The organism is Muricoccus vinaceus, assembly GCF_042433125.1.
GTDB lineage: Bacteria > Pseudomonadota > Alphaproteobacteria > Acetobacterales > Acetobacteraceae > Roseomonas > Roseomonas vinacea.
Genome location: NZ_JBHLVZ010000014.1, coordinates 1 through 20,971 on the forward strand (window position 1 = coordinate 1; position 20,971 = coordinate 20,971).

Annotated in this window: 24 protein-coding genes and 1 pseudogene; 6 read left to right on the top strand and 19 right to left on the bottom strand. The window is 64.7% G+C overall.

Annotated features, from left to right (window positions below; all coding sequences use genetic code 11):
- Positions 1–583 precede the first annotated feature (583 nt).
- Both ACFFIC_RS09480 and ACFFIC_RS09485 read right to left on the bottom strand, forming a co-directional pair.
- Positions 584–1,663 (bottom strand): Na/Pi cotransporter family protein, encoded by a 1,080-nt coding sequence (locus tag ACFFIC_RS09480; protein WP_377049936.1) that lies wholly within the window; start codon positions 1,661–1,663, stop codon positions 584–586.
- A gap of 585 nt (positions 1,664–2,248) precedes the next feature.
- Positions 2,249–2,458, bottom strand: a complete 210-nt coding sequence (locus tag ACFFIC_RS09485; RefSeq protein ID WP_377049937.1) for a hypothetical protein — start codon at positions 2,456–2,458, stop codon at positions 2,249–2,251.
- A 280-nt stretch (positions 2,459–2,738) separates the two neighbouring features.
- Here ACFFIC_RS09485 and ACFFIC_RS09490 point away from each other — a divergent pair, with 280 nt between their 5' ends.
- Entirely contained in the window at positions 2,739–3,209 is a 471-nt protein-coding gene (locus ACFFIC_RS09490) for an aminotransferase-like domain-containing protein (RefSeq protein WP_377049938.1), read from the top strand.
- A 359-nt stretch (positions 3,210–3,568) separates the two neighbouring features.
- Here the strand turns inward: ACFFIC_RS09490 and ACFFIC_RS09495 are convergent, their stop codons facing one another.
- Complete coding sequence (locus tag ACFFIC_RS09495) at positions 3,569–4,462, bottom strand: SDR family oxidoreductase (RefSeq protein WP_377049939.1); 894 nt, start codon at positions 4,460–4,462, stop codon at positions 3,569–3,571.
- 91 nt (positions 4,463–4,553) lie between these two features.
- Between ACFFIC_RS09495 and ACFFIC_RS09500 the strand changes: the two genes are divergently transcribed.
- Complete coding sequence (locus ACFFIC_RS09500) at positions 4,554–5,399, top strand: helix-turn-helix transcriptional regulator (protein ID WP_377049940.1); 846 nt, start codon at positions 4,554–4,556, stop codon at positions 5,397–5,399.
- 333 nt (positions 5,400–5,732) lie between these two features.
- On the opposite strand, the gene ACFFIC_RS09505 is transcribed toward ACFFIC_RS09500, so the two are convergent.
- The 5 genes from ACFFIC_RS09505 to ACFFIC_RS09525 form a co-directional block, all read right to left on the bottom strand.
- Complete coding sequence (locus ACFFIC_RS09505; protein ID WP_377049941.1) at positions 5,733–6,146, bottom strand: Cif family virulence factor; 414 nt, start codon at positions 6,144–6,146, stop codon at positions 5,733–5,735.
- 32 nt (positions 6,147–6,178) lie between these two features.
- Complete coding sequence (locus tag ACFFIC_RS09510) at positions 6,179–6,430, bottom strand: ParD-like family protein (RefSeq protein WP_377049942.1); 252 nt, start codon at positions 6,428–6,430, stop codon at positions 6,179–6,181.
- 106 nt (positions 6,431–6,536) lie between these two features.
- Positions 6,537–7,145 (bottom strand): DedA family protein, encoded by a 609-nt coding sequence (locus ACFFIC_RS09515; RefSeq protein ID WP_377049943.1) that lies wholly within the window; start codon positions 7,143–7,145, stop codon positions 6,537–6,539.
- A gap of 225 nt (positions 7,146–7,370) precedes the next feature.
- Entirely contained in the window at positions 7,371–7,655 is a 285-nt protein-coding gene (locus ACFFIC_RS09520; protein WP_377049944.1) for a hypothetical protein, read from the bottom strand.
- Between the two features lie 112 nt (positions 7,656–7,767).
- Positions 7,768–8,870 (bottom strand): IS3 family transposase gene (locus ACFFIC_RS09525; RefSeq protein ID WP_377049945.1). Its coding sequence is split into 2 segments (ribosomal slippage): positions 7,768–8,609 and positions 8,609–8,870, totalling 1,104 coding nucleotides; the frame shifts between segments, so codons are not numbered across the junction.
- Positions 8,871–8,969: 99 nt separating this feature from the next.
- Here ACFFIC_RS09525 and ACFFIC_RS09530 point away from each other — a divergent pair.
- On the top strand, positions 8,970–9,419 hold the full coding sequence (locus ACFFIC_RS09530; RefSeq protein ID WP_377049946.1) for a DUF2076 domain-containing protein: 450 nt from the start codon (positions 8,970–8,972) through the stop codon (positions 9,417–9,419).
- A 280-nt stretch (positions 9,420–9,699) separates the two neighbouring features.
- Here the strand turns inward: ACFFIC_RS09530 and ACFFIC_RS09535 are convergent, their stop codons facing one another.
- From ACFFIC_RS09535 to ACFFIC_RS09575, 9 genes are all read right to left on the bottom strand, one after another.
- Positions 9,700–10,509 (bottom strand): sugar phosphate isomerase/epimerase family protein, encoded by an 810-nt coding sequence (locus ACFFIC_RS09535; protein WP_377049947.1) that lies wholly within the window; start codon positions 10,507–10,509, stop codon positions 9,700–9,702.
- Positions 10,510–10,694: 185 nt separating this feature from the next.
- Entirely contained in the window at positions 10,695–11,507 is an 813-nt protein-coding gene (locus ACFFIC_RS09540) for a 3-ketoacyl-ACP reductase (RefSeq protein ID WP_377049948.1), read from the bottom strand.
- An 11-nt stretch (positions 11,508–11,518) separates the two neighbouring features.
- Positions 11,519–12,364, bottom strand: a complete 846-nt coding sequence (locus ACFFIC_RS09545; RefSeq protein ID WP_377049949.1) for a shikimate dehydrogenase family protein — start codon at positions 12,362–12,364, stop codon at positions 11,519–11,521.
- A gap of 117 nt (positions 12,365–12,481) precedes the next feature.
- Positions 12,482–13,462 carry a Bug family tripartite tricarboxylate transporter substrate binding protein gene (locus ACFFIC_RS09550; RefSeq protein ID WP_377049950.1) on the bottom strand — a complete coding sequence of 327 codons (981 nt, stop codon included), beginning with the start codon at positions 13,460–13,462 and terminating at the stop codon, positions 12,482–12,484.
- Between the two features lie 47 nt (positions 13,463–13,509).
- Complete coding sequence (locus ACFFIC_RS09555) at positions 13,510–14,496, bottom strand: Bug family tripartite tricarboxylate transporter substrate binding protein (protein WP_377049951.1); 987 nt, start codon at positions 14,494–14,496, stop codon at positions 13,510–13,512.
- 92 nt (positions 14,497–14,588) lie between these two features.
- On the bottom strand, positions 14,589–15,827 hold the full coding sequence (locus ACFFIC_RS09560; RefSeq protein ID WP_377049952.1) for a CaiB/BaiF CoA transferase family protein: 1,239 nt from the start codon (positions 15,825–15,827) through the stop codon (positions 14,589–14,591).
- Between the two features lie 30 nt (positions 15,828–15,857).
- On the bottom strand, positions 15,858–16,316 hold the full coding sequence (locus ACFFIC_RS09565) for a MaoC family dehydratase (protein ID WP_377049953.1): 459 nt from the start codon (positions 16,314–16,316) through the stop codon (positions 15,858–15,860).
- A gap of 13 nt (positions 16,317–16,329) precedes the next feature.
- On the bottom strand, positions 16,330–16,716 hold the full coding sequence (locus ACFFIC_RS09570; RefSeq protein WP_377049954.1) for a VOC family protein: 387 nt from the start codon (positions 16,714–16,716) through the stop codon (positions 16,330–16,332).
- Complete coding sequence (locus ACFFIC_RS09575; RefSeq protein WP_377049955.1) at positions 16,713–17,663, bottom strand: ketopantoate reductase family protein; 951 nt, start codon at positions 17,661–17,663, stop codon at positions 16,713–16,715. The genes ACFFIC_RS09570 and ACFFIC_RS09575 overlap by 4 nt, the downstream gene beginning before the upstream one ends.
- 118 nt (positions 17,664–17,781) lie before the next feature.
- Here ACFFIC_RS09575 and ACFFIC_RS09580 point away from each other — a divergent pair, with 118 nt between their 5' ends.
- The 3 genes from ACFFIC_RS09580 (at position 17,782) to ACFFIC_RS09590 (ending at position 19,847) form a co-directional block, all read left to right on the top strand.
- Entirely contained in the window at positions 17,782–18,702 is a 921-nt protein-coding gene (locus ACFFIC_RS09580) for a LysR family transcriptional regulator (RefSeq protein WP_377049956.1), read from the top strand.
- Between the two features lie 121 nt (positions 18,703–18,823).
- Positions 18,824–19,318 carry a hypothetical protein gene (locus tag ACFFIC_RS09585; protein WP_377049957.1) on the top strand — a complete coding sequence of 165 codons (495 nt, stop codon included), beginning with the start codon at positions 18,824–18,826 and terminating at the stop codon, positions 19,316–19,318.
- A gap of 244 nt (positions 19,319–19,562) precedes the next feature.
- Complete coding sequence (locus ACFFIC_RS09590) at positions 19,563–19,847, top strand: hypothetical protein (RefSeq protein WP_377049958.1); 285 nt, start codon at positions 19,563–19,565, stop codon at positions 19,845–19,847.
- Positions 19,848–19,904: 57 nt separating this feature from the next.
- On the opposite strand, the gene ACFFIC_RS09595 is transcribed toward ACFFIC_RS09590, so the two are convergent.
- Both ACFFIC_RS09595 and ACFFIC_RS09600 read right to left on the bottom strand, forming a co-directional pair.
- Positions 19,905–20,501 carry a DUF2383 domain-containing protein gene (locus ACFFIC_RS09595; RefSeq protein WP_377049959.1) on the bottom strand — a complete coding sequence of 199 codons (597 nt, stop codon included), beginning with the start codon at positions 20,499–20,501 and terminating at the stop codon, positions 19,905–19,907.
- A 347-nt stretch (positions 20,502–20,848) separates the two neighbouring features.
- A pseudogene (locus ACFFIC_RS09600) lies at positions 20,849–20,971 on the bottom strand (IS481 family transposase); the annotation flags it as partial.

Sequence of the window (20,971 nt, forward strand, 5' to 3'; positions counted from 1 at the left end):
TGCACCCCATCGGCGGATACCGTCCGCTTGCGGGGCGTCTCATTCAACTGTGGGGCGGAGGACGTCCGCATTAGGTTGCGCGTTGACTGGAACAAGCGAAGCGCACCAGAGAAGAACAAAAAACACGCTCGACGACACGGATGACTTTCCGAGAGACGTCAGGGCAGGCGGCATGGGCAGTACACCTCCGAGTCCTAGCGGGTCCTCTCACCTGCTCTTAACAGGGCGATCCGATGCTGATGGTTGCGGGAGCCATTTTGAAGCGTATGGGGTCTTCAGGGATACCGAAAGGCTTGCTCCTATGGCATTCCTGTCGTGATGCATCCATGGGTTTATGAAGTGGGACGAAGCTCAAAGCGACAGTTCGAAGTGCATGTCATCTCACACCATGGCAATCCGCTCAATCTTCCCGTTGTTGCGCATAGCGGTCAGCTCCAGCAAGCCAGTTGCCGGTTTGATCGAGACCAAGGGGCAGCCTTGTTGCCCGCTACTACACTAGCCGTACATCGTGCGCGGCAGTGTTCACCGCAATTGCGGTAACCGCCATGTGGGTACATGACGTGGGAATACTTGGCGAGCCCGTCTACTCTGCCGGGCGAGGCACCGGTTCAGTCTGTCCCACGCCGCCAGGGGCACCCCGATCAGGGATGGCCCGTGCGAGCAGCGCTGCAATCCTTGCGCTGAAGGGTAGAAAAACCGCCGCCCCAACGAGGTTAAAGGCAACGTGGGCGTTGGCAATCTGATTTGGCACCTCGCCGCTCGTGAACCGGGCAAAGGCAGCGAGCCAGTCAATCAGCAGCACGCCGATCGCCACGGAGACACAGTTGAACAAGAGATGGAACACCCCAGCACGGACGGCGTGACGCGAGCGACCTACGGTGGCGACCAGCGTGTCCGAGCATGTGCCGATCTCGGCGCCGAGCATAATGGCCAGGCCGGTCGGAAGTTCGATCAATCCTTGCCCCGCCATGACGATCACCACGCCCAAGGTCGCGGAGGAGGATTGGATCAGCAGTGTAAAGGCTGCTCCGGCCAACACCCCAAGCAGCGGCGTGCTCATGCCCTTGATCCAGTCCAAGACGACTGGATGGTCGCGCAGCGGCTCAACGGCGTCGCTCAGTACGTGCAGGCCGAACAAGACCAGCCCGACGCCGAGCAGCGCAGTGCCTCCAGCCTTGACGTCGTCCCTACTGGAAAGGGCACGAAGCAGCAGGCCTGCGAGCATCATCACTGGGGCGTACTCGTCCACTCCAAGGGCGAAGATTTGTGAGGATACGGTAGTGCCGATGTTGCTGCCCAGGATCACAGGCAACGCTTGAGCAAAACCCATCAGACCGGCATCCACCAGACCGATCAGCAGGATGATGGTCACGGAGGAGGAATCGAGCAGCGTGGTCGCCACAACCCCGGTCAGGAGGCCGCGCACTGGTCCGTCGGTGGCGCGTCCAAGTAGCGACTTCACCCGCTCACCAGCTGCCTCCCGCAAGCCTTCGGCAAGCTGAGAGACGCCGAACAGGAACAGCACCAGCCCGCCCAGAAAACCCATGGCGAGTTCGACCCAGTCCACCTCCGGTCGACCGCCACCGTTCTGCGCCCAGGCAGCTCCGCCGAGGAGGCAGACCGCTAGGCCAAGAGCGCTCCGCGGAAACAGCGTGCGGCGCATAGGTATGACTCCCGGATCAATGGCGGCAATCGATGCCCTATCACGGGGGGGTGGTGAGGATATGCCAGGGGCGACAAGGTTCACTGAAACGTCTTCGGTCTAGGAAACGGACAGAGGGGCGTCGCTCAGCCGGTACACCGGTATTGGGAAGCTTCTGCTACCGCCTGCGGGTGACCACAGACGGACGACCTTGCCCACTTCGACACCTTTCTCGCCAAGGTTGGCGATCCAGCCAGACGAAACCAGTACCGAGAAGCCTTTGACAAAGTGAACTCAGGGCGCGGTCCCGATAACCTTCAAGATTGCCCACGCCAGCGCGAACGGGTTGAAACGGCGGCGCGGAACGCACGGGACTACCTCGGCATTCCGCAGCCAGCAGCCCCGCGCCAGAACTCTCCACCACGACCAGGAGCATCTCCCCTACGACGGTAGAGGGTCAGCTGTTCACAAGCTGCACAATTCGGGCAGCAGTGGCTGATGCTCAGACGGAGTGGTGGGGCGCAGCCCTGATGCCTACAGCCGTCGCCCAGCCCTCAGCCGCCTCGGTCAAGGCGCCACGGCCGAGCCGCTTTAATGGCTGCGCTGTCAGTCAATCAGCCCAACCCATTCTGCCGTTGTCCGAAGCACATGTTTGTAGTCACTTGAGAGCGCTTCCTCCACGAACATCTCGATCTCTTCGGGTGCCGCACCCACCCTCTGCAGTGCACGTCGTGCTGCGCCAACAATGCCGAGAGCATTGCCGTCCAACGCACTAAGGTGCAGGCAAACACCGGTATACTTCGGTTCGATCTTCATGGTGCTCGTCTCCTTCAGAGGGGATTTCCACCATCAGGATACTCATGGAATCCAGAACGCAAAGGATTACGTCGACTTTTCTCGGGGCTAAACCACCGCTGCCGCACGCCAGAGCACTATAAGCAATGCAGGGCGTCGAACATGCCGCGTGGAGCTCCAGTATCAAGCCTGCGGTGTCCTCTTAGACCAGTGAGCAACCCAGACCCTGCAGCGCGCTGGACGGCCTGCATGTCGGTTATATGCAGCAATGTGCGGGGAGATTGACGGCTATATCAGTCGAGTGCCTTTCGCCAAGGCCAAGCGGCTCTCCGATCGGCACACTCCGAGCCTGGAGCAGGAAGCCGTCGCCAAACTGATCAGAAGCGACAGCTATGAGCGGCATGTCCGTCGCGTCCGCCGCAGGAATGGCGAACGTCGGGCGGCGCTACTCACCGCTCTGTCGGCCACGCTGGGCGATGCGGTAACGGTGGTCGGCGTCGAGGCCGGGCTGCATGTGGTCGTCTGGCTGAACGGCGTGCCAAGGGACCAGGAGGAGAGCCTGATCGCCACTGCGAGCGCAGCGGGCCTCGGTGTGTACCCTGTCACGCCGCTCTACGCCCCGGCATCGGCATCGGCATCGGCATCGGCGGCGGACCGGCCCCAGGTGGCAGGATTGGTCGTCGGCTACGCCAGCCTCGATGCACGTAGCATCCTCTACGGCGTCCAGCTTCTCGAGAAGGTTTTGGAAACCCTCCGCAAGGGCAAGGCCTGACGATTGAGGGCGTCCGCTTACATGCGTGCTGCCTTCAAAAACAGCCATGTTGCTGACGGCCAGACTACGCATGGCGCCGGGGTGTCAATCTAATACCAGCCGCCCTGATGAATGACCGCTTCGAGTGGTTTGCGGCTGTAGAAGGCTCGCCGCCCGGATGTCTGCTCCACCCTCTTGAGCGAACATAGAGCAGCCCGTCCGCGTCGGTGCCCACCACACGACGAAACGCACGCTGCCGTCGGGCCATTGCCGCGGCAGCTGCTCCATGCAGCTCCACCCAGCAAGGCAGGCGCCTGCCGCAAGCAGGCGCCTATCAGGTACGCGGAGCCTCCACAGGCCGGGCTGCTAGGTTGAGCAGCTTAGGAGCCGAAATACCCGGCCTGCTCCATGTCGGCGATCAGACCGCGCTCTCTCGGTTCCCAGCCCAGCAGCCTCCGCGTGCGCGCGCTTGAAGCCGCCCCGTCCATCCCCGCAAAGAGCGTGAACCAAGTGAAATGCCCCGCCGCCTCCTCCGGCGACTTCGAAACGACAGGCACCTCAAGACGCCGCCCGATCACCCCCGCGATCTCCCTGAACGACACCCCTTCTTCGGCGACCGCGTGGTAAGGCCCCCCTAGGGCTCTATGCTCGATCGCCAGACGATAGACGCGCGCCGCATCAAGCCGGTGCACCGCGGACCAGGGATTGAGCCCCTCACCGACATAGGCCGAAACGCCCGTCTCCCGCGCCATGCCGATCAGGATCGGCACGAACCCATGGTCGCCCTCGCCGTGGACCGAAGGCGGAAGCCGCACCACTCCCACTCGCACCCCACGTGCCGCCAAAGCCGCAGCTGCCGCTTCCGACCGGCGCGGGTAGGCTGCGGAAGTGGACGGAGGTAGATCCTCCTCGGTCGCCGCCCTTCCCGACGCCAGCAACGCAATGCCCGAGGTGACGAGCAGCGGCCGCTCGCTGCCCTCCAGTGAAGCGCCGAGCGCCTCGATTGCGTGGGCATCGATCTGGCAAGTCTCCTCGAACCTGGAGAAGTCGTGGACGAAGGCCGTGTGGATCACCCCGTCCGCCGCCGCCGCGCCCCGGCGCAGGCTGTCCAGGTCCTCCAGATCCCCTGTATGCACTTCGGCTCCTAGGGCCAATAGCGAAGCCGCACCGGCATCCGAGCGGACCAGCCCCAGCACCTGGTGACCCGACGCGAGCAGTTCCCGAACGACGGCCGACCCGACAAATCCAGTCGCCCCGGTTACGAAAATGCGCATTGAACTCTCTCCGCACTTGTTGCCGAAGAGCTTCTCCGCATTCGCTACCATGATAAAGTAGTGACCTTATCGGGGTATAATGGCTAACAGCATGAGCGTTTCTGAAGCTCGGGAGAGCTCGCTCGGGACCTACCTGCGAGACCGTCGCACGCGCTTGGACCCGGCCGCCTTCGGCCTTTCCGGCACGCGGCGGCGTACCTCCGGCCTGCGCCGGGAGGAGGTGGCCCAACGCGCCCATATTAGCCCCACCTGGTACACTTGGCTCGAACAGGGCCGCGGCGGTGCTCCCTCCGCCGACGTGCTCGAGCGCATAGCCCGCGCGCTCATGCTGACCGATGCCGAGCGCGAACACCTCTTCCTTCTCGGACTCGGTCGCCCTCCTGGCATCCGCTACCGGCCGGAGGAAGGCGTCACCCCGAGGCTGCAGCGCGTGCTCGACGCGCTCGATCCCAGCCCCGCCCTGGTGAGGACCGCCACCTGGGACGTGATCGCCTGGAACCACGCCGCATCGGTGGTACTGACCGACTACGGATCGCTCCCGCCGGAGCAGCGCAACGTCCTCCGCCTCATCTTCTGCGATCCCAGGGTGCGCGCCGCGCAATACGACTGGGAAGGTGTGGCCCGGTTCGTCGTGGCCGCTTTTCGGGCGGACGCGGCCCGCGCCGGTGCCACCAAACGGGTCGAAGCCCTGGTCAGCGAACTCAGCCAGCGCAGCGCCGAGTTCGCCGCCATGTGGCGAGACAACGACGTTCGCAATCACGGCGAGGGCATGAAGCAGATCCGGCACGCGACCGTTGGCCCAATCGCCTTCGAATACTCAGCCTTCACCATCGATGGGCGGCCTGATCTCGGCATGGTCGTCTACAACCCCGCCACTGCCGAAGACGCGGTGCGGATCCGGTCGCTCGTTCAACCTCAACAGTTGATCCAGGCGTAAGCCGATGTTCCGGCGAGTGGGCGTCCCCTTCCATCGCCGCATGGTCACACCGGTTACGCTCTCGCCCAGCCTTTGAACGGGCCTGCATCGCCGTCTTTCGGCTTCCCACTGTTCCGGCCGACAAAGCCCACGGTGCCTGTCTTCTTCGAGGACGCCGGTCAGGGCGCTTGGATGACCGGTGTGATCCCAACCGCCTTGGTAGGTGACCGACTCCTACCGAGACCGTGGAAAAACGTGACGGCGATCCTGGGGCTGGCTGAGGTTGGGCCAGGTCGACGGCGGAACGGCTGATGGCTGTGGGTGATCAGGCCCGGATGGCCTCGCTTGGGGGTTTCAGAGCTGCGCCCCACGCGCCGTCCACGCCGCCATCTCGGCATCCGCGATCGTCAACGTCACGCGCCAACTATCCGTGCGACGCAGGATGTAGACGTGCTCCCAGTCGGCGATGAGCTCGTCGCCCTCGCCCAGCATGCGGTACGCCATACGGGCCTCGGCAACGTCGGGAAACAGTTCGGCCGAAGTCAGCAGCTCACCTACGGGTCGGACAACACCTTGCTTGCGATAGAAGTCCATCAGTGTCGCGCAATGATTGCGGAATGCCTGCCGATCCATGGCGAAGTTGCCTGTCGGGGATGGGAACAATCCGACCGGCTCCCATAGTTCACTCAGCGCATCGGCATCGCCACGTGCGAAAGCATCTACGTAACTGACGAAGAAGGCCGCAATCTCGTCCTGAATGGTCATCATCGCCCTGCTTGGAAATTTGCTTGTTAACCGTGCTAGGCAGCAGCAACTTTCACGATGCGGACCTTGGCCGTCACGAGCTGAGCCTCGACAATGTCGTTTAAGGCCAGAGTGGGGTTTGCTTCGGTGAGCATTCCGATCTTCATCCAAAATTCGGCCTGCGCGTTGATGGACCGGCACATCACTGCGCTGGCACGGCGAGCTTCCTCGTGAAGCTCGTCATCAATCTTCACAATGCCCATTGGTAACCCCGCCACTATGCAGCACATGGTTCGTGTATGGACCATGTGCTTCTGGGTCAATCCTGGGCAGCCCCAGGAGCGTCTCCGCTACGGCCACATCAAAGTAAGCTGAACCGATGTCGCCGAACTGGGATCCGGGGCGAAGTGCGTGTCAGCCGCAGTTTCGGGAGCGTGCCGTGGCTGCCGAGAGCAGCGGACGCATCCGGCTGTGACCCACCCATAGGAGGACAGCAACACCGACCAGGGTGGCCAACATCGCGGCGCTGGGCTGTGTGCCGAGACGCTGGGCCACCCAGCCGCCGACGGTGCCAGGCATCAACACAAGTGGCGCCCAGACGAGCGCAGAGAGGATGTTGGCGGTATGGAAGGGAAGGTTCCGCATCCCGGTCACCCCAGCTGCCAGCGGCGTGACGGCCCGCATCGGTCCGATAAAGCGCCCGACGAACACCGCCCACCAACCCCAACGCCGGAAGACGGCGACGGACCAGGCGTAAGCGCGCCAGCAAGAGCGCGGAAGGCGACGCCGAACTGCATACGGCCCGAAGGCGCGGGCGAGCGCATACCCCACCGCGTCACCCAGGATACCCCCGATCGCACAGGCCAGGAGCACGGGCCACGGATCCACGATGCCGCTCCCGATCAGGGCGCCCATTGCCAGCAGCAGCGCCGTGGAAGGCACGACGATGCTGATGACCGGGAACGATTCCAGGAAAGCAATGAGGAAGGTGGCGGGAGCTGCCCATGCCGTGTTGGCCTGCACCCAGGTCGCGGCAGCCGTTGTCTAGTCTTCAAACATAAGGCGGCGCTACCATGAGCCCCTCCCACATGTCACGGAGTTAATGTTTGGCATGTGAGGGCTGGGATGGGCGCCATGGGCCTATCGGATCTTGTTGTGCATCGAGGGCACGCTCTGCGGAACGGGATCCCTTGGTGACGGTGGATGAGGGCAATCTCTAACGGCACCTCAACAAACCACCGACGTGGTCTATTCGACGGTTTTACAATCTGCGTTGAAAGCAGCCCTCTCCGCCTCCTCTGCTGCAGCAACGGCGGCTTCGGCGAGAGCCAGTGCTTCCTTGGCCGCTGCCAAGCCAAGGTCAGTCACGGCAGTGCCATCAGGGAGTAGCGGTTTACGCGTCCGAGAGACCGGCGAATCGATTGCAATGAAGCGTTCGCGAGCAGCATTGCGGATCTTCCACGCATCTTGGCGCGCTTCGAAAGCTTGCTTGTAGGCCAGGCGAGTTTCGGAAATCTCGGGTGTGTGCATCATGATGGTCTTCCAGGGATGAACCACTATTATGTGACCTGCCCCCGTAGAAACAGTCCGCCGGTTATGTGATCCGGCGGTTGTTCTGGTCTGCGCCCCAACGTTGGTCCGGGGTCTATGCAAGTTCTCGGGCTGGTTGAGCTTGGTTGGCGAAGGCGCTCGGGGTCAAGTTCCCGAGCGCCGAGTGGGGTCGCTCCTCGTTGTAGTGGCACCTCCATTCCTCGATGCGGGCCCGGGCGTCCGCCAGGGACAGGAACCACGAGGCGTTCAGGCACTCGGTCCGGAGCCGGGCGTTGAACGCCTCGATGAACGCGTTGTCCGTAGGTTTTCCAGGGCGCGAGAAGTCGATCTCGACCCCGTTCAGGTAAGCCCAGTGGTCGAGCAGGCGACCGGCGAACTCCGGGCCATTATCAACCCTCAGGCTCTTCGGCTTGCCCCGAGCGCGCACGAGCTGATCCAGGACCTCGACCACCTGGGCTGCTCGGAAGTTGGCTCTCGGTGTTGTCGAGAGCCCCTCTCGTGTGTGGATGTCGACCACGGTCAGGATCCGGATTGGGCGGCCGTCGAATAGCTGATCCGACATGAAGTCCATGGCCCAGATCTCGTTCGGCGCGGCCGCTCCTGGACGTCCCTGGCGGTAGCGCCAGGCCCGCTTGCGCCGCGGCAGCTTGGAGCGGATCGCCAGGCCCTCCTCGGCGTACAGCCGGTAGGTACGCTTATGGTTCACCGGCCAGCCTTCTCTCCTCAGCAGCACGTGCAGGCGCCGGTAGCCGTACCGCACCCGGGCCGCGGCCAGATCGCGCAGCCGCATTCGCAGCTCGACCTGCGGGTCGCGCCGCGGGCGGTAGCGCTGCGAGGAGCGGTGGAACCCCGTCGCGTAGCAGGCCCGCCGCTCGCCAATGGCGTAGGCGCCCTGCAGATGGCGCACCACCTCTCGACGAACGGCGGGCCTCACCATTTTCTACGCAGCACGTCCTGCAGCATCGTCTTGTCCAGGCTCAAGTCGGCGACCAGCCGCTTGAGCTTGGCATTCTCCTCTTCGAGCTGCTTCAGCCGCCGGATCTCGGCCGTCCCCATCCCGGCGAACTGCTTCTTCCACCGGTAAAACGTTGGTTCCGAGATGCCGAGCTTGCGGCAGATCTCGACCACTGCCGTACCGCTCTCCGCCTGCCTCAGGGCAAAGGCGATTTGTTCATCTGTGTACCGTTTCTGCTTCATGGCACCGCCCCCCTCCTCGGGGGCTTACAGTGCCCGAAAAACTTGCACCCGCGCCGGACCAGTTTCAGGGGTCAGGACCACGGCGGCAACCGACAACAGGTGCCCTACACACTCCGGCCTGAGCCGATCCAGCCGCCACCGGGCGCGATGCATCCGGCCATAATGCAACAGCAGGGCCGCGGCTCGTGCTTCCTCGGCACAGCGCTGACCACCGCAGCGGGCGTCGCGGGTGGCATGGTGCTTGGCAACGCGCTGATGGGCATGCTCTCGGGTGACACTGCCGAAGCGGCTACTGCAGCAGCCGGGGCAGTTTCCAATGCGGCCGGAGCTGCCATGGGTGCTGTAGGGTCCTTCGCCGAGCAGGCTGTCAGCACACCTGCGTCCTCTGCTTGGACCGATGCGGCCGGGGACGATGCTAGCGGCTTTGAGGACGAGGATACCCGAACCGACGTGGGCCGGGCATCTTGCCCGGCCCGGCGGATGGAAAGGCGCGCATCGCGGAAGCGACGCCATCCTCCGACTTGGGGCGCCTGCCGCTCAGTCTGGTAGGCACGCCTGAGAAGGGTGGTCAGGCCTTCCACCAAGATGTCGCGTTCCTGGACCAGGGTAGCTTGGCTGCGTTCTGGTGGAGTCAGGTGGGTGACGGGCATGGTCTCGCTACCCATCCTCATCGACATGCCATCGTTGCTCCGCTCGACCTCTGCCTGTCGCATTCAGGAGTGGTAGCTAGCGCCCTGGATAACGCCTTGGTTGGGTCGACCTCGTCTAAAATGGTGGCCTCGAACCGCAGGCTGGAGGAGGACGGCGGCGAGCGGCGCCCCCCATCCGCTCAAGCACTGAGTTCGAGGAACGCCCGCGTGGCCTCACCGCAGAGGCGGCCTTTCTCGGTGGCGGGGAGGCCGACGTCGCGCGCGCAGGGCGCCTCGATCGCGATCGGCGTTCCCAGTGGAAAAGCTGCGAGGAAGTCACCGAGCGGCAAGTTGCCTTCACCGGGGTAAAAGCGCCTGCTCCGTCCCTCTGGCCGCAGCCCCTGCGGCGGGGGCGAGGCGAGGGTCGCATCGCAGAGGTGCATGTAGGGCAATAAGTCAGCCGCAATGTCGCGCAGGTCGGCCGGTGAGCCGCCGGAGCGCCAGAGGTGCAGCGCGTCCACGAGTAGCCCCGCGTTCGGCTGCGCCACCTCCCGCAGCATGGCGAGTGCGGCGCTGACCGTGTTCAGGGCGACGTAGGACATCGGTTCGAGGGAGATCGAAAGGCAGTGAGCTCGGGCGAGCTCGCAGAGGCGGGCAAAGTTATCGTGGCAGCGGCTCGCGTCAGGGTCATCGCCGACGACGAGGAGGTGTCCCGCGCCGAGACGGGCCCCTGTCTCCAGCGCGGGCGCTAGGGTGGCGATGTTCGTCTTCGGCGTGAGCCACACGGCCTCCACGTCGTGGACCCGCAGCCCGGTGGCATCGAGGCGCTCCAGGATGGCGCGGATCATCGCCTCATCGCCCGCCACGGGCACGATCACGTCGGTCGGCGTCGGCGGGACGATCCGGAGGCCAACCGCGTCGAAGCCGCCAGCGGCTGCCGCGTCCAGCAGTTCCAGCGGCCCACAGGGCATGACAGTGAGGTGCGCGAGGGAGAGGTGTATTGTCGGCATACCGGAAGTCCTACTCGGTGGCAGACTATGCTCACGGCGGCCGCGAGCGCAAAATTATAGCGGAGCAGACTACCTGTACCTGCATCAGTCCGAATATCATGAGCCGGGTATTAGATGATCAGGAAGCGCCGCGCGGCCTCGGCGAGCACCTCTATGCCCGCCACCAGGGACGTCACGTTGATCAACTAGTATTGGTGGATGTGCATGCCGCCATCGATCTGGACGGCCATCCCGGTCGCGAACGGCATATCCCCAGCAGCCAGGGTGGCCACAGCTCGGCCGACATCCTCCGGCGTTCCCCAACGGTTGATGGGCGTAAAGCCCTCGGCCAAGAGTGCATCGAAGCGGTCGCGCGCCACTGCCGTCATCGGTGTCTGAATCAATCCTGGCCGCACCTCGTACACGCAGATCCCATGTGCTGCGAGGCGGACTGCGAACAGCCTTGCCATCATCGACACCGCAGCCTTTGACATGGCGTACTCCCCGCGCTCCGGTGCGGCGATCGTGGCGTTGGATGACGAGATGAAGACGACCGAGCGGCTGCCCTCCACCCCCTGGGATCCGGCTGCCAATATGCGGCGACAGACAGCCTGAGTCAGGAAGAAGGCTGCCCGCGTGTTGACGGCAAAGTTCGTGTCGTAGCTTGCGACGGATACGTCGAGCAGGTCGCCACGCGAGGCTACGGAAACCCCGGCGTTGTTGACGAGGCAGTCCAGGCGTCCGAACGCTGCGTAGACCTCGTCGACGAACCGGGGGTGATCCTCCAGGTCAGCGATGTCCCCGGCCACGAAGGCGATCCTGGCCGATGGATCAGCCCTTTCCCTCAGGTCAGCCTCTCGCTCGGCGCTGAAGGACCGGTCACCGACGGCGACATCGAACCCACGTCGCGTCAGGGCAACGACAATACCTCCGCCGATCCCGCCCGCCCCGCCGGTTACCAGCGCCACCCGACGTGGAATGCCTTGTGTGGCCGGAGCCAACTCGGCTGAAGACGACATAACCGGGCTCCTCAGAGGACCGGCGCGAAAGCGTCGACCCGGGACTCTTCGCCAAGGCGGAAGAACTCCCGGTAGAGGCCGATTTGCTCGGCTAGCATGTGGATGCCCGGCTGAACCGGAAGACCGAGAGAGGCGGCCTCCCGCAGCAGCCTGGTTTCCGCGGGCTTCATGATGATGTCGGCAACCCGGGTACCATGTCTCAGCGCCGAAGGCTCGAAGGGCAGAGGATCCTCAGCACGGAGACCGAGAGGTGTCGCGTTGATGACGACTGCCGCATCCTCCAGAGGCGGCCGGGCCGAGGTATGGACTGCGCCGGGCCAGCGCCCGGACAGCCGCTCCGCCAGTGCTGCCGCCTTGCCCAGTACTGGGTCGACCACGTGCAACTCCCGCGCGCCCCTCTCCAGAAGGGCGGCCGCGATAGCCACACCGGCGCCACCCGCGCCGAACAGGACGACAGGCCCGTTTCGCAGGTCCTGTCCCGCCTTTAGGAGACCGGCGACGAAACCCCGCCCGTCGAAGTTATCGGCTGACCAGGTACCGTCCGGATCACGTCGGAGCGCGTTCGCCGCGCCCGTGAGCTCGACCATTCCGCTCCGGCGTTCGACCAGATGGGCCACCGCAAACTTGTGGGGGATGGTCACGAGAATCCCATCACAGTTCCCCATGGATTTCAGCCCCTCCACAACGGCGCTCAGCCTCTCCGTGGAAGCCTGTACAGGCACCATCACGGCATCGATGCCCTCCTCCGCGAACAGGCGGTTCATCAGCCTTGGGGCAAGCACCTGGGTCACCGGGTCGCCGATCACCGCGTAGAGGCGCGTCGCGCCTTCGGGCGAAGGTATCATCTGGTCCGGCATGCCGAGCCGTCTCCGTGTGATCTGGGTCACCACGACATTGCAGGGCGCCCGAAAGGTAAATGGTGGAGGACCGCCCAAGTGCTGGTACTGGGCAGTCTTCCACCATAGATGTTTGCCCTATTGGATGCGGATTTCACGGGACCGGATGAGATCCCGCCATTTCGTGTTCTCCGCCACGAGATAGCTTGGCCATTCCGAGGCGGGACGCACCTTGGGAGTGACGGCCAGGGCAGTCAGGCGCTCCGCGACCTCCGGCGCCTGCATGGCGGCTGCGCAAGCCGCATTGAGCCGTTCCAGGATGGGAGTGGGCGTTCCGGCGGGCGCAAGCATGGCAAGGTCCTCGACCACCTCGTAGTCGGGAAAACCCAGTTCCGCGAAGGTCGGAACATTTGGCGCGAGAGGCGTGCGCTCCCGCGTGGTGACCGCCAGGGCACGGAGGTCGCCCGACTGGAGGAACGGCATAACCCCTGAGCTGACCACGAAGACCATGCCTGCCTCGCCGTTGATCACAGCCTGAGTCGCTGGGCCGCCGCCGCGATACCCGACCTCGGTGACTTGGATACCGGCCTGTTGTAGGAACAGCTCGGTCGCAAGATGGGTCGACGATCCGGAGCCTGAATTCGCGTAGGTCTCTCTGCCAGGAGCGCGCTTCGCCTGGATAACGTAGTCGGTCAGCGTCCGGATGGGAGAGGATTTGGGCACGACCATAAACATAGGCATCTGCGCCAACTGCCCGACGCCGGAGAAAGCTGTTGCGTTGTCATACGGGAGCTGGAGCAGGTGCGGAGCCATTGCATAGGTGCTGACGGTTGCCACCATCACGGTGTAGCCGTCCGGCCGTGCCCGAGCGACCGACGCGAAGCCGATCGTGCCATTCGCACCGAAGCGGTTGTCGATTGGGAAAGGCTTCCCGAGATCCGTCGCGAGCCGGGCTGCCAGGAGACGGGCAAAGGTGTCCGTGGAGCCTCCAGGCCCCCAGGGCACCACCACCGTTACCGGCCGCGTCGGCCAGCTCTCCTGCGCGGCGGCACCTCTTACCGCTGTTAGGCCCGCCACAAGGCCAAGCGTCGTCACCCCGAAGCTGCGTCGACCAATCATGTCCCGTTCCTTCCCTCACACCTGCCTTCGATGATCTGTGCCGATCCCTACTGGACGCGGATGTTGCGGGCGCGGATGAGCTCCCGCCACTTCGCGCTCTCCGCCGTCGCGAAGGCAGCGAACTCCGCGGGTGGGCGCACAGTCGGCGTGATGGCGAGCTCCGTCAGCTTTGCCTGTACCTGCGGCAGCGCCATGACCCTGGCCACGGCCGCGTTGACCTGCTGGAGGATCGGCTGTGGTGTCCCCTCCGGCGTCAGCAGGGCGATGTTCTCGACCACTTCGAAGTCGGTGAGACCGGACTCAGCGAAGGTGGGAATGTCCGGAAGGAAGGCGATGCGCGTCGGACTGGCGACCGCCAGGGCGCGCAGGTCGCCCGACTTCATGAAACCCAGGACGGTTGCGGCCGTCTGGAAGGTCATCTGGGTTTCGCCCGTCAGCATGCCCTGCACGGCCGGACCACCACCACGGTAGGTGACGTCCTGCACCTCGAGCTGCGCCATTTGGAGAAACATCTCGGTCGCTAGATGGGTGGAGCTGCCGACGCCCGAGGAGGCATATGAGAGCCGGGCCTGTGGGCGCCGTGCCAAGTCGATAAACTCCTTTACGCTCTTCGCCGGGAAGCTGCTCGGCACCAGCATGAGGATCGGCATCGACGCGATCAGCCCTGCCGCGCTGAAGGCACGATCGTTGTCGTAGGGCAGTTGGTAGAGGTGCGGCGCCATGGCGAAGGTGCTGCTGGAGCCCATCAGCAGCGTGTGTCCGTCCGGACGCGACCGCGCCACCGTGCCGGAGCCGACAGTGCCGCTTGCGCCAGGACGGTTGTCCACGACCACGGCCTGCCCGAGTTGGGCCGAGAGCGGCTCAATCAGGACGCGAGCCAAGGTGTCCTGAGAGCCGCCAGGGGCCCAGGGTACCACCAGCGTGACAGTGCGGCTAGGATAGGCGGCCTGCGCCTGTGTGATCACCGGCTTGGACGCGAGGGCGGTGCCGGTGGCCAAGCCAAGCGCGGCTTGGAAGACGTGACGACGATGCATGATCCTGGACTTCCTCTTCGCTTCGGTGGCCTTGGGCCATCCGTTTGGGGTATCGGTGATCAACCCGTGCTCTTCGTCCGCTTCGCCCGAGCCTACTCGGCTGCGGCCCGCCGGGCGCCCGCTGCCGCGTAGAGGACGCCGTCGCGCTCCATCGCCTCGATGGCGGCCGCCGAGTAGCCGAGGGAGGACGCGACCTCCGCATTGTGCTGCCCGAGAGTCGGCGCGATGCCGGTGGGCGAGGTGTCGCAGTCCGAGAAGCGGAAGGGCAGGTTCGGCAGGCGGATGCGGCCGAGCACCGGGTGATCCTGCTCGACGATCATGCCACGTGCCTTGACCTGCGGATCCTCGATCACCTCGCCGATTGTCTGGACCGGGGCGCAGGGCACGCCCGCGGCGTCGAGGGCTGTGATGCAAGCCTGTCTTGAGGGCTGCGCCCGGGTCCAGGCCCGCACATAGGCCAGGGCTTCAAGGCGATTGGCGTTGCGGCTGTCGGGGTCCAGGAAACGGCGATCCGCGGCCAACTCCTCGCCCCCGATCAGGCGGGCGAGGCGCTTCCAGGCCTCGTCCACCTGGGCGGCAATGACAAGGTAGCCGTCGCGCGCCTCGAAGACGCCGTAGACGGTAGACTCCGGCTGGTCATGCCCGGTTTGGACGGGAACTTCCCGGCCGCCGCTGAGCGTGTAGCGCTGGATAGCGAAGTCGTGCATGGAAACCATGCAGTCGTAGAGGGCCATGTCAATGTGCTGGCCCTTACCGGACGTCGCCCGGCCGACCAGCGCGGCGCAGATGGCCGCAACCCCGTGGATGCCCGTGTACATGTCGGCCAGCGGCATGCGCAGCAGCGGCGGCGGCTCGCCCGGCATGCCGAGCTGCGCCATCGCCCCCGACTTCGCCTCAGCGATCAGGCCGAACCCCGGGCGCTCGGAGTCCGGGCCGGTGTGGCCATAGGCGGAGACCGAGCAATAAATCAGCTTGGGGTTGAGCGCGGAAAGCTGGGCGTAGCCCAGGCCCAGGCGGTCGAGCGCGCCGGGGCGGTAGTTCTCCACGAAGATGTCGGCCGTCTCGACCAGCTTGTGCAGCAGCTCGAGACCGCGCGGGTCCCGCAAATTGATGCACAGGCCCTTCTTGCCCATGTTCTGCTGCAGGAAGTACCCGCTCTGGCCGTCGATCAGGTACGGGTGGGCGCGGCCTGCATCGCCCTCGGTCGGGCGCTCAACCTTGATGACCTCGGCGCCGAGCGCGGAGAGCGCGCGCGACATGAACGGTCCGGCGAGGAAGTGGCTGTAGTCGATGACCTTGAGGCCCGAGAGTGGGCGCGGCTGGGCGGCCATGGGTGAACTCCAGTTCGAAAGATGATGGGCTCAGGCCGCTTCTGCGACAGGTTTGCGCGGGATCATCAGGCGGTGCTCGCCGCGCTGGACCACCTCGTCGCGCTGGTTGATCAGCTCGGACGGCAGGACGACGATCCCCCAGCCCGGCTTCTTGGTCGTCCGCATGCTGGCGACGTGGAACCGGACGCGCACCTTGTCGCCAAGCTTGATCGGCGCGACGAAGTCCCAGGTCCAGCCGAGCGACATGCCAGGGTGGAAACGCAGGTCGGAGCGGGTCTTGAGACCGTCGGCCAGCGATAGGCCGAAGAGCCCGTGCGCCACGCGGGTGCCGAAGGGTGTGGTCCGGGCGTATTCCTCGTCCGTATGAACCGGCGTGAAGTCCCCGGTTAGCTCGGCATAGGTCATCACCATTGCCTCGGTGACGGTCACTTCCGGACTGATCGAGGCATCGCCGATCTGGACGTCCTCGTAATAGCGGTCCTCGGGCATATGCTTCCTCTCCTCAGGCACGGGGATCGACGGCGAGAGCGGCCTCGACGGCGCCAGGGCTGGCCTGCAGCAGCTCGACGACGAGACCGTCCGGCAGGGCCAGCCAGTTGCGGCCCTGCGGCAGTTCCCGCACACCCCAGTCCTGCGCGGCGGCGATGGATGCCTCTAGGTCGGTCGTCATGACCCCGAGGTGGAAAAGGCGGCCCTCCGGACCGTCGAAGTCGAGGTCCGCCACGAGTTGAGGACCGCCACGCAGCCAGACCTGCCGCGGCGCCGCTGTCTCGCCGTCGATGTCACGGATATCCATGCCGAGCGCCTCCCGGAAGAAGCGGAGATGCCAGTCCAGATCGCGCACGCGGATGGCGACGTGCTCGACGTAGCAGCGGACCGGAGCGCTCATGCGGCTCTCCCCAGGACTGCAGCATCCCTGCCCAGACCCGCCTCGATGCCCTTGATGCAGGCGACCAGCGCCCGGTTCACCGGCGTCGGTACCCCGGTCCGCTCGCCCCAGCGCACCACCGCGCCGTTGATGAAGTCGATCTCGGTCGCGGAACCCTTCTCCAGGCTCTGCAGCATCGACGCCTTGAACTCGGGCGGAAGGCCCTCGGCCGCCTTGACCCAGGCCTCCCGCGCGTCGCGGGTCGCTAAGGTGACGCCCTGAGCCTGTGCCACGGCTATAGCCTCCGCCACCGCTGCGATGGCGCAGTCCTCGACCTCCGGCACGGCGTAGAGCGGCCCGTAGGGCAGGCGCGTGATGCCGCTCAGGGCGCCGGTGGCGACGTTGACCAGGAGCTTGTCCCAGATCACGCCGAGGATGTTGGTGCTGACCGTGATCGCGAGACCGGCAGCCTCGAAGACGGCGGCGATCTGCCTCACCCGACCGCTGGCCGTCCCATCCAGTTCGCCAATCAGGGTCTCCTTGCCGAGTGTCCCCACCCTGACGTGGCCGGGCGCGAGCATCACGCCACCAACGTAGGTCTTTCCGGCGATGACCCGGTCACGGCCCACGACCTCGGTCAGGATGTCCTCGTGACCCAGTCCGTTCTGTAGCGAGAGCACCGTGGTCTCTGGGCCGACCAGGGCACGGGCTGCCGTCACCGCCTCCCGGGTGTGGAAGGACTTCACCAGCACGATGACCAGATCGACCGGGCCAATGGCAGCCGCATCGGTATGCGCCTGCAGGCGAACCTTCCGGTCGCGCTGCCCTTCCCGGAGCGTCAAGCCGTCCTGCACTATGGCTCCCATATGGGCTACCCGGCCGAGGAGGCGGACATCTGCTCCGCCTTCTGCCAGTACACCACCCAGTGCACTCCCGAGTGCTCCAGCACCCAGGACACAGATCCTCAAGGCTCGCTCCTCCCGACCAACCGCCGTTCTGATGGAGCTATCCTGGCGCGCCGCGCCTGTATTGCGTATTCGAACGTCTCAATAGACGGTATTGCGAATGACAATAGAGGTGGCAGGTATGGCGGAGGGCGAACTCGAGCCACTACTGGACGCGAAGCTGCTTCGCCTATTCCTGCTTCTCTACCAAGGCGGCAGCGTTACCCGCGCTGCGGAGCAGCTCGGCCAGAGCCAGCCGACCATCAGCATCTGGCTCGGTCGCCTCCGCCGCTCCCTTAATGATCCCCTGTTCGTGCGGACAGCGGAGGGGATGCTTCCCACTCCGCGGGCGGAGGCTCTGGCGGGTCCAGCGCGCGCCGCCCTGGAAGCCTTGCGCCAGGTGTCGGCACCGGAACTGGCATTCACACCGTGGACGACACGACGGCAGTTCCGCATCTGCATGACAGATGCGAGCCACATCACCCTGCTACCGCGCATCCTTGCCAAGCTCCGCGACGCGGCGCCGCTTGCGCAGCTCGAAGTGGTTAGGATTGGCCCGGATACAGGCCACCGTCTTCAGTCAGGCGAAGTCGACTTGGCGCTCGGGTTCGTCCCGGAACTCGAGGCCGGATTCTACCAACTTGCCCTCTACGAACAGGATTGGATATGCCTTGCGAACCGTGAGCATCCCCGGCTCGGTGCGGAACTCACGCTCCGCGAGTTCGCTGCCGAAGGCCATGTTGGCATCGTCTCTGGTACTGGCCACGCTCTGCAGGAGGATGCCCTTCAGCGCCATCGGATCACCCGCCGCATGGTACTGGAGTTGCCCGGATTTCTCGGCCTCGGTGCGATCCTCTCGACCACCGACCTAATCGTCACCCTGCCACGTCACATCGGGACGACGCTTGCTGAACTGAACGGCTTACAACTTTACCCCTGTCCGTTGGACATCAAAGGATTCACGGTGAAGTTGCACTGGCACGATCGCTTCCATCAGGACGCGGCGAATAAATGGCTGCGCGGGCAATGTGCAGGGCTCTTCCACGGACGCAGCCCGAACTGAGAGGGTGTTAAAAGGACCGCGCCTTCGGAAGGAGATGAGGAGGTCAGCCACGAAGATCGGAAGACGGGAGGTGTCTGCCCTCTGCCGTCGAATAGATACGGTCTCCCACCATGTCTCATATATGATACGCACCGACCAAATTCTGGGCGCCGCTCTCGCCCTGGGGTGTTCCGCCTGTTCCACGGAACGCGTCGTCCAGGCTAGGCGTCCTGTCCAGCAGGCCGCGCCCATCATCCTGTCGGCTGAAACCCTGGGCGAGTTGCTGCTGCCCAGGGATGGCCTCGCCTGCACTTTCCGGGACCCGCGAGATCCCGACAGTAGCTCAACGGTGACCATATCCCTCAATCGGCGGCAGCTACGCCGGTTGAACGGCCAGCAAGTGAGCGTTGGAAGCCATTTCTTTGAGACCCCTGCCGCCTACGACATCCAATGGTTCCTCCCCGATACCCAAACCGGGGAGGCCGCCTATTCATTCAGGATGGCTGTCGACAAGGAGACGCTCGCGGCAAGACTGAGCACGGTCTTCACCGTGGCTAATCCTCAGGGCGGCCGCATGCTCGACGACGAGCAGTCACGCACCCTCACCGGTGAATGCCAACGGGGACCGGTCGATTAACAACGTAGGTCTCTTTTCCCTGCTCTTAGGGATCGAGGACCCGGGTAAGGGCTGTGGTTCCGAACATCCGTCGTGCACGCTTGGCGGAGGAGCAGCTGGGTTACAGCATGCTGGTGGGTGGCACAGCGTCATGAAACGCATGCACTTTCAATGAGTACTTCTTCGTGACCCTCCCGACGGCTGCGGATCAGCCTCCGTCAAAGCGCCTTCGTCCCGCGACGCTCGTTTGCCTAATATGAAGCGTATGGCTCGCAAGAACACGATAAACCCCTTTGCCCCTTACGCCTGGCTCGCCGAGGCCGGATGGGTCTTCGCGATGCACAGCGCGCAGCTTTGGGCCGATCCAACTAAGGCAGGCACCCGCTTGATCTCTCTCGGAGCCGAGAAGCAGAGGGCGTTCGCTGAAGGTGCCATGAAGGCAGGCGCCGCTGCCATGCGCGGGGCGTCGCCGGAAACGGTCGCCAAGCTGGCCATGGCACCAGCTCGCCGCCGCGTCCGGGCAAACGCGAGGAAGATCCAGACCGGCTAGCAGAAGGGCCGCTCGCTTCAATGTGTGGCGGCGTCAGAACGGATCGTGGTCTGCCGACTAGCTCCTCCGGGTCATTCGGAGCACGGCCTCATTTGCTGCGCGTCCAATCCCTTCCAAGACGTCAGCAACGGAGCCGTGCACCCGCGCAAAGGCCTGGGTTGCCTGCCCCGCGATTGTTTGCTCGCCGCATCCCAGATCGCGCAGGGCCCCGCAGGCCCACTCATAGTGCCTCGCCTCGTCCGCGGCGTGGCCACTGATGAGTGCCTTGATGCCTGGCGGATAGGACTTGGCCGCGTAGCGGGCATACTTCTCGCGCGACTGCCACTCGTTCGAAACGAAGCCGAGCAGGATAGTCTGGTCACCACCAGGTAGCCCGGCCATTTGGACCCCTAGCTTGAGCAGCCCCGTTGGCAGGTGTGGCAGCACGGGCGGCACGCCGCCGAGCTCGCGGATAAGGGCTGTCAGATCACGGGCGTGCCGCTGGTGATCCTCTCGAAAGGTCTGGAGCTTTTCCCGCAGCGCCTGATCACGCAAGGCCGAGATTGCCATGGCGTACATGGGCAGCGCATCGTTCTCGAGTTGTAGCAAATCGGCGAGATCTGCCTGCAGGGCGGGGAGGTCGGCGCCTTTTGTGCCGGTTTCAGTGTCGGACATGGGTGCAGGGCTCCGGGCGGTTGCAGGAGTGCTCACTTGGTGAGCTATCCCGCCAATGCACAGCCCAGCACCGGTCACAGCCGCCAAGCTTGGCGGCCACGCCGGAGGAAGACGGCGGCGCGACCCTTGGGCCGACGATCGTCGTTACTGGCACCAATGTTGCCCAGTGCCACCCGCTCCCTGCTGAACGTATTGCTGACGCCCCTCCGGTGGCCGAAGCGAAGTCGGTGGGTTCCTGCATCTCGCCCTTTCCATTGCGCAGGGCAGCGACGATGAGCCTGTTGCGGCCACCTTCCGTAGGCAGCCAGTTCGACACTGATTCGCATAGGAACGAACCTCGAAGATGCCTAGATGTTTGGTCCCGGGATTTGGTGGTGCGGGTCATGGATGAACCTGGACGGCTCCTCCGTCCAGGCTTTGCAGATGGCTTCGTAGGGCGTGAGGCCGCGTAGCGTCTTCAGGCGACGGGC

Bases quoted from the DNA above. Each gene is read 5' to 3' on its own strand.
- ACFFIC_RS09480 (WP_377049936.1), bottom strand. From the start codon at position 1,663: ATGCGCCGCACGCTGTTTCCGCGGAGCGCTCTTGGCCTAGCGGTCTGC.
- ACFFIC_RS09485 (WP_377049937.1), bottom strand. From the start codon at position 2,458: ATGAAGATCGAACCGAAGTATACCGGTGTTTGCCTGCACCTTAGTGCG.
- ACFFIC_RS09495 (WP_377049939.1), bottom strand. From the start codon at position 4,462: ATGCGCATTTTCGTAACCGGGGCGACTGGATTTGTCGGGTCGGCCGTC.
- ACFFIC_RS09500 (WP_377049940.1), top strand. From the start codon at position 4,554: ATGAGCGTTTCTGAAGCTCGGGAGAGCTCGCTCGGGACCTACCTGCGA.
- ACFFIC_RS09505 (WP_377049941.1), bottom strand. From the start codon at position 6,146: ATGATGACCATTCAGGACGAGATTGCGGCCTTCTTCGTCAGTTACGTA.
- ACFFIC_RS09510 (WP_377049942.1), bottom strand. From the start codon at position 6,430: ATGGTCCATACACGAACCATGTGCTGCATAGTGGCGGGGTTACCAATG.
- ACFFIC_RS09520 (WP_377049944.1), bottom strand. From the start codon at position 7,655: ATGATGCACACACCCGAGATTTCCGAAACTCGCCTGGCCTACAAGCAA.
- ACFFIC_RS09535 (WP_377049947.1), bottom strand. From the start codon at position 10,509: ATGCCGACAATACACCTCTCCCTCGCGCACCTCACTGTCATGCCCTGT.
- ACFFIC_RS09540 (WP_377049948.1), bottom strand. From the start codon at position 11,507: ATGTCGTCTTCAGCCGAGTTGGCTCCGGCCACACAAGGCATTCCACGT.
- ACFFIC_RS09545 (WP_377049949.1), bottom strand. From the start codon at position 12,364: ATGCCGGACCAGATGATACCTTCGCCCGAAGGCGCGACGCGCCTCTAC.
- ACFFIC_RS09550 (WP_377049950.1), bottom strand. From the start codon at position 13,462: ATGATTGGTCGACGCAGCTTCGGGGTGACGACGCTTGGCCTTGTGGCG.
- ACFFIC_RS09555 (WP_377049951.1), bottom strand. From the start codon at position 14,496: ATGCATCGTCGTCACGTCTTCCAAGCCGCGCTTGGCTTGGCCACCGGC.
- ACFFIC_RS09560 (WP_377049952.1), bottom strand. From the start codon at position 15,827: ATGGCCGCCCAGCCGCGCCCACTCTCGGGCCTCAAGGTCATCGACTAC.
- ACFFIC_RS09565 (WP_377049953.1), bottom strand. From the start codon at position 16,316: ATGCCCGAGGACCGCTATTACGAGGACGTCCAGATCGGCGATGCCTCG.
- ACFFIC_RS09570 (WP_377049954.1), bottom strand. From the start codon at position 16,716: ATGAGCGCTCCGGTCCGCTGCTACGTCGAGCACGTCGCCATCCGCGTG.
- ACFFIC_RS09580 (WP_377049956.1), top strand. From the start codon at position 17,782: ATGGCGGAGGGCGAACTCGAGCCACTACTGGACGCGAAGCTGCTTCGC.
- ACFFIC_RS09585 (WP_377049957.1), top strand. From the start codon at position 18,824: ATGATACGCACCGACCAAATTCTGGGCGCCGCTCTCGCCCTGGGGTGT.
- ACFFIC_RS09590 (WP_377049958.1), top strand. From the start codon at position 19,563: ATGGCTCGCAAGAACACGATAAACCCCTTTGCCCCTTACGCCTGGCTC.
- ACFFIC_RS09595 (WP_377049959.1), bottom strand. From the start codon at position 20,501: ATGTCCGACACTGAAACCGGCACAAAAGGCGCCGACCTCCCCGCCCTG.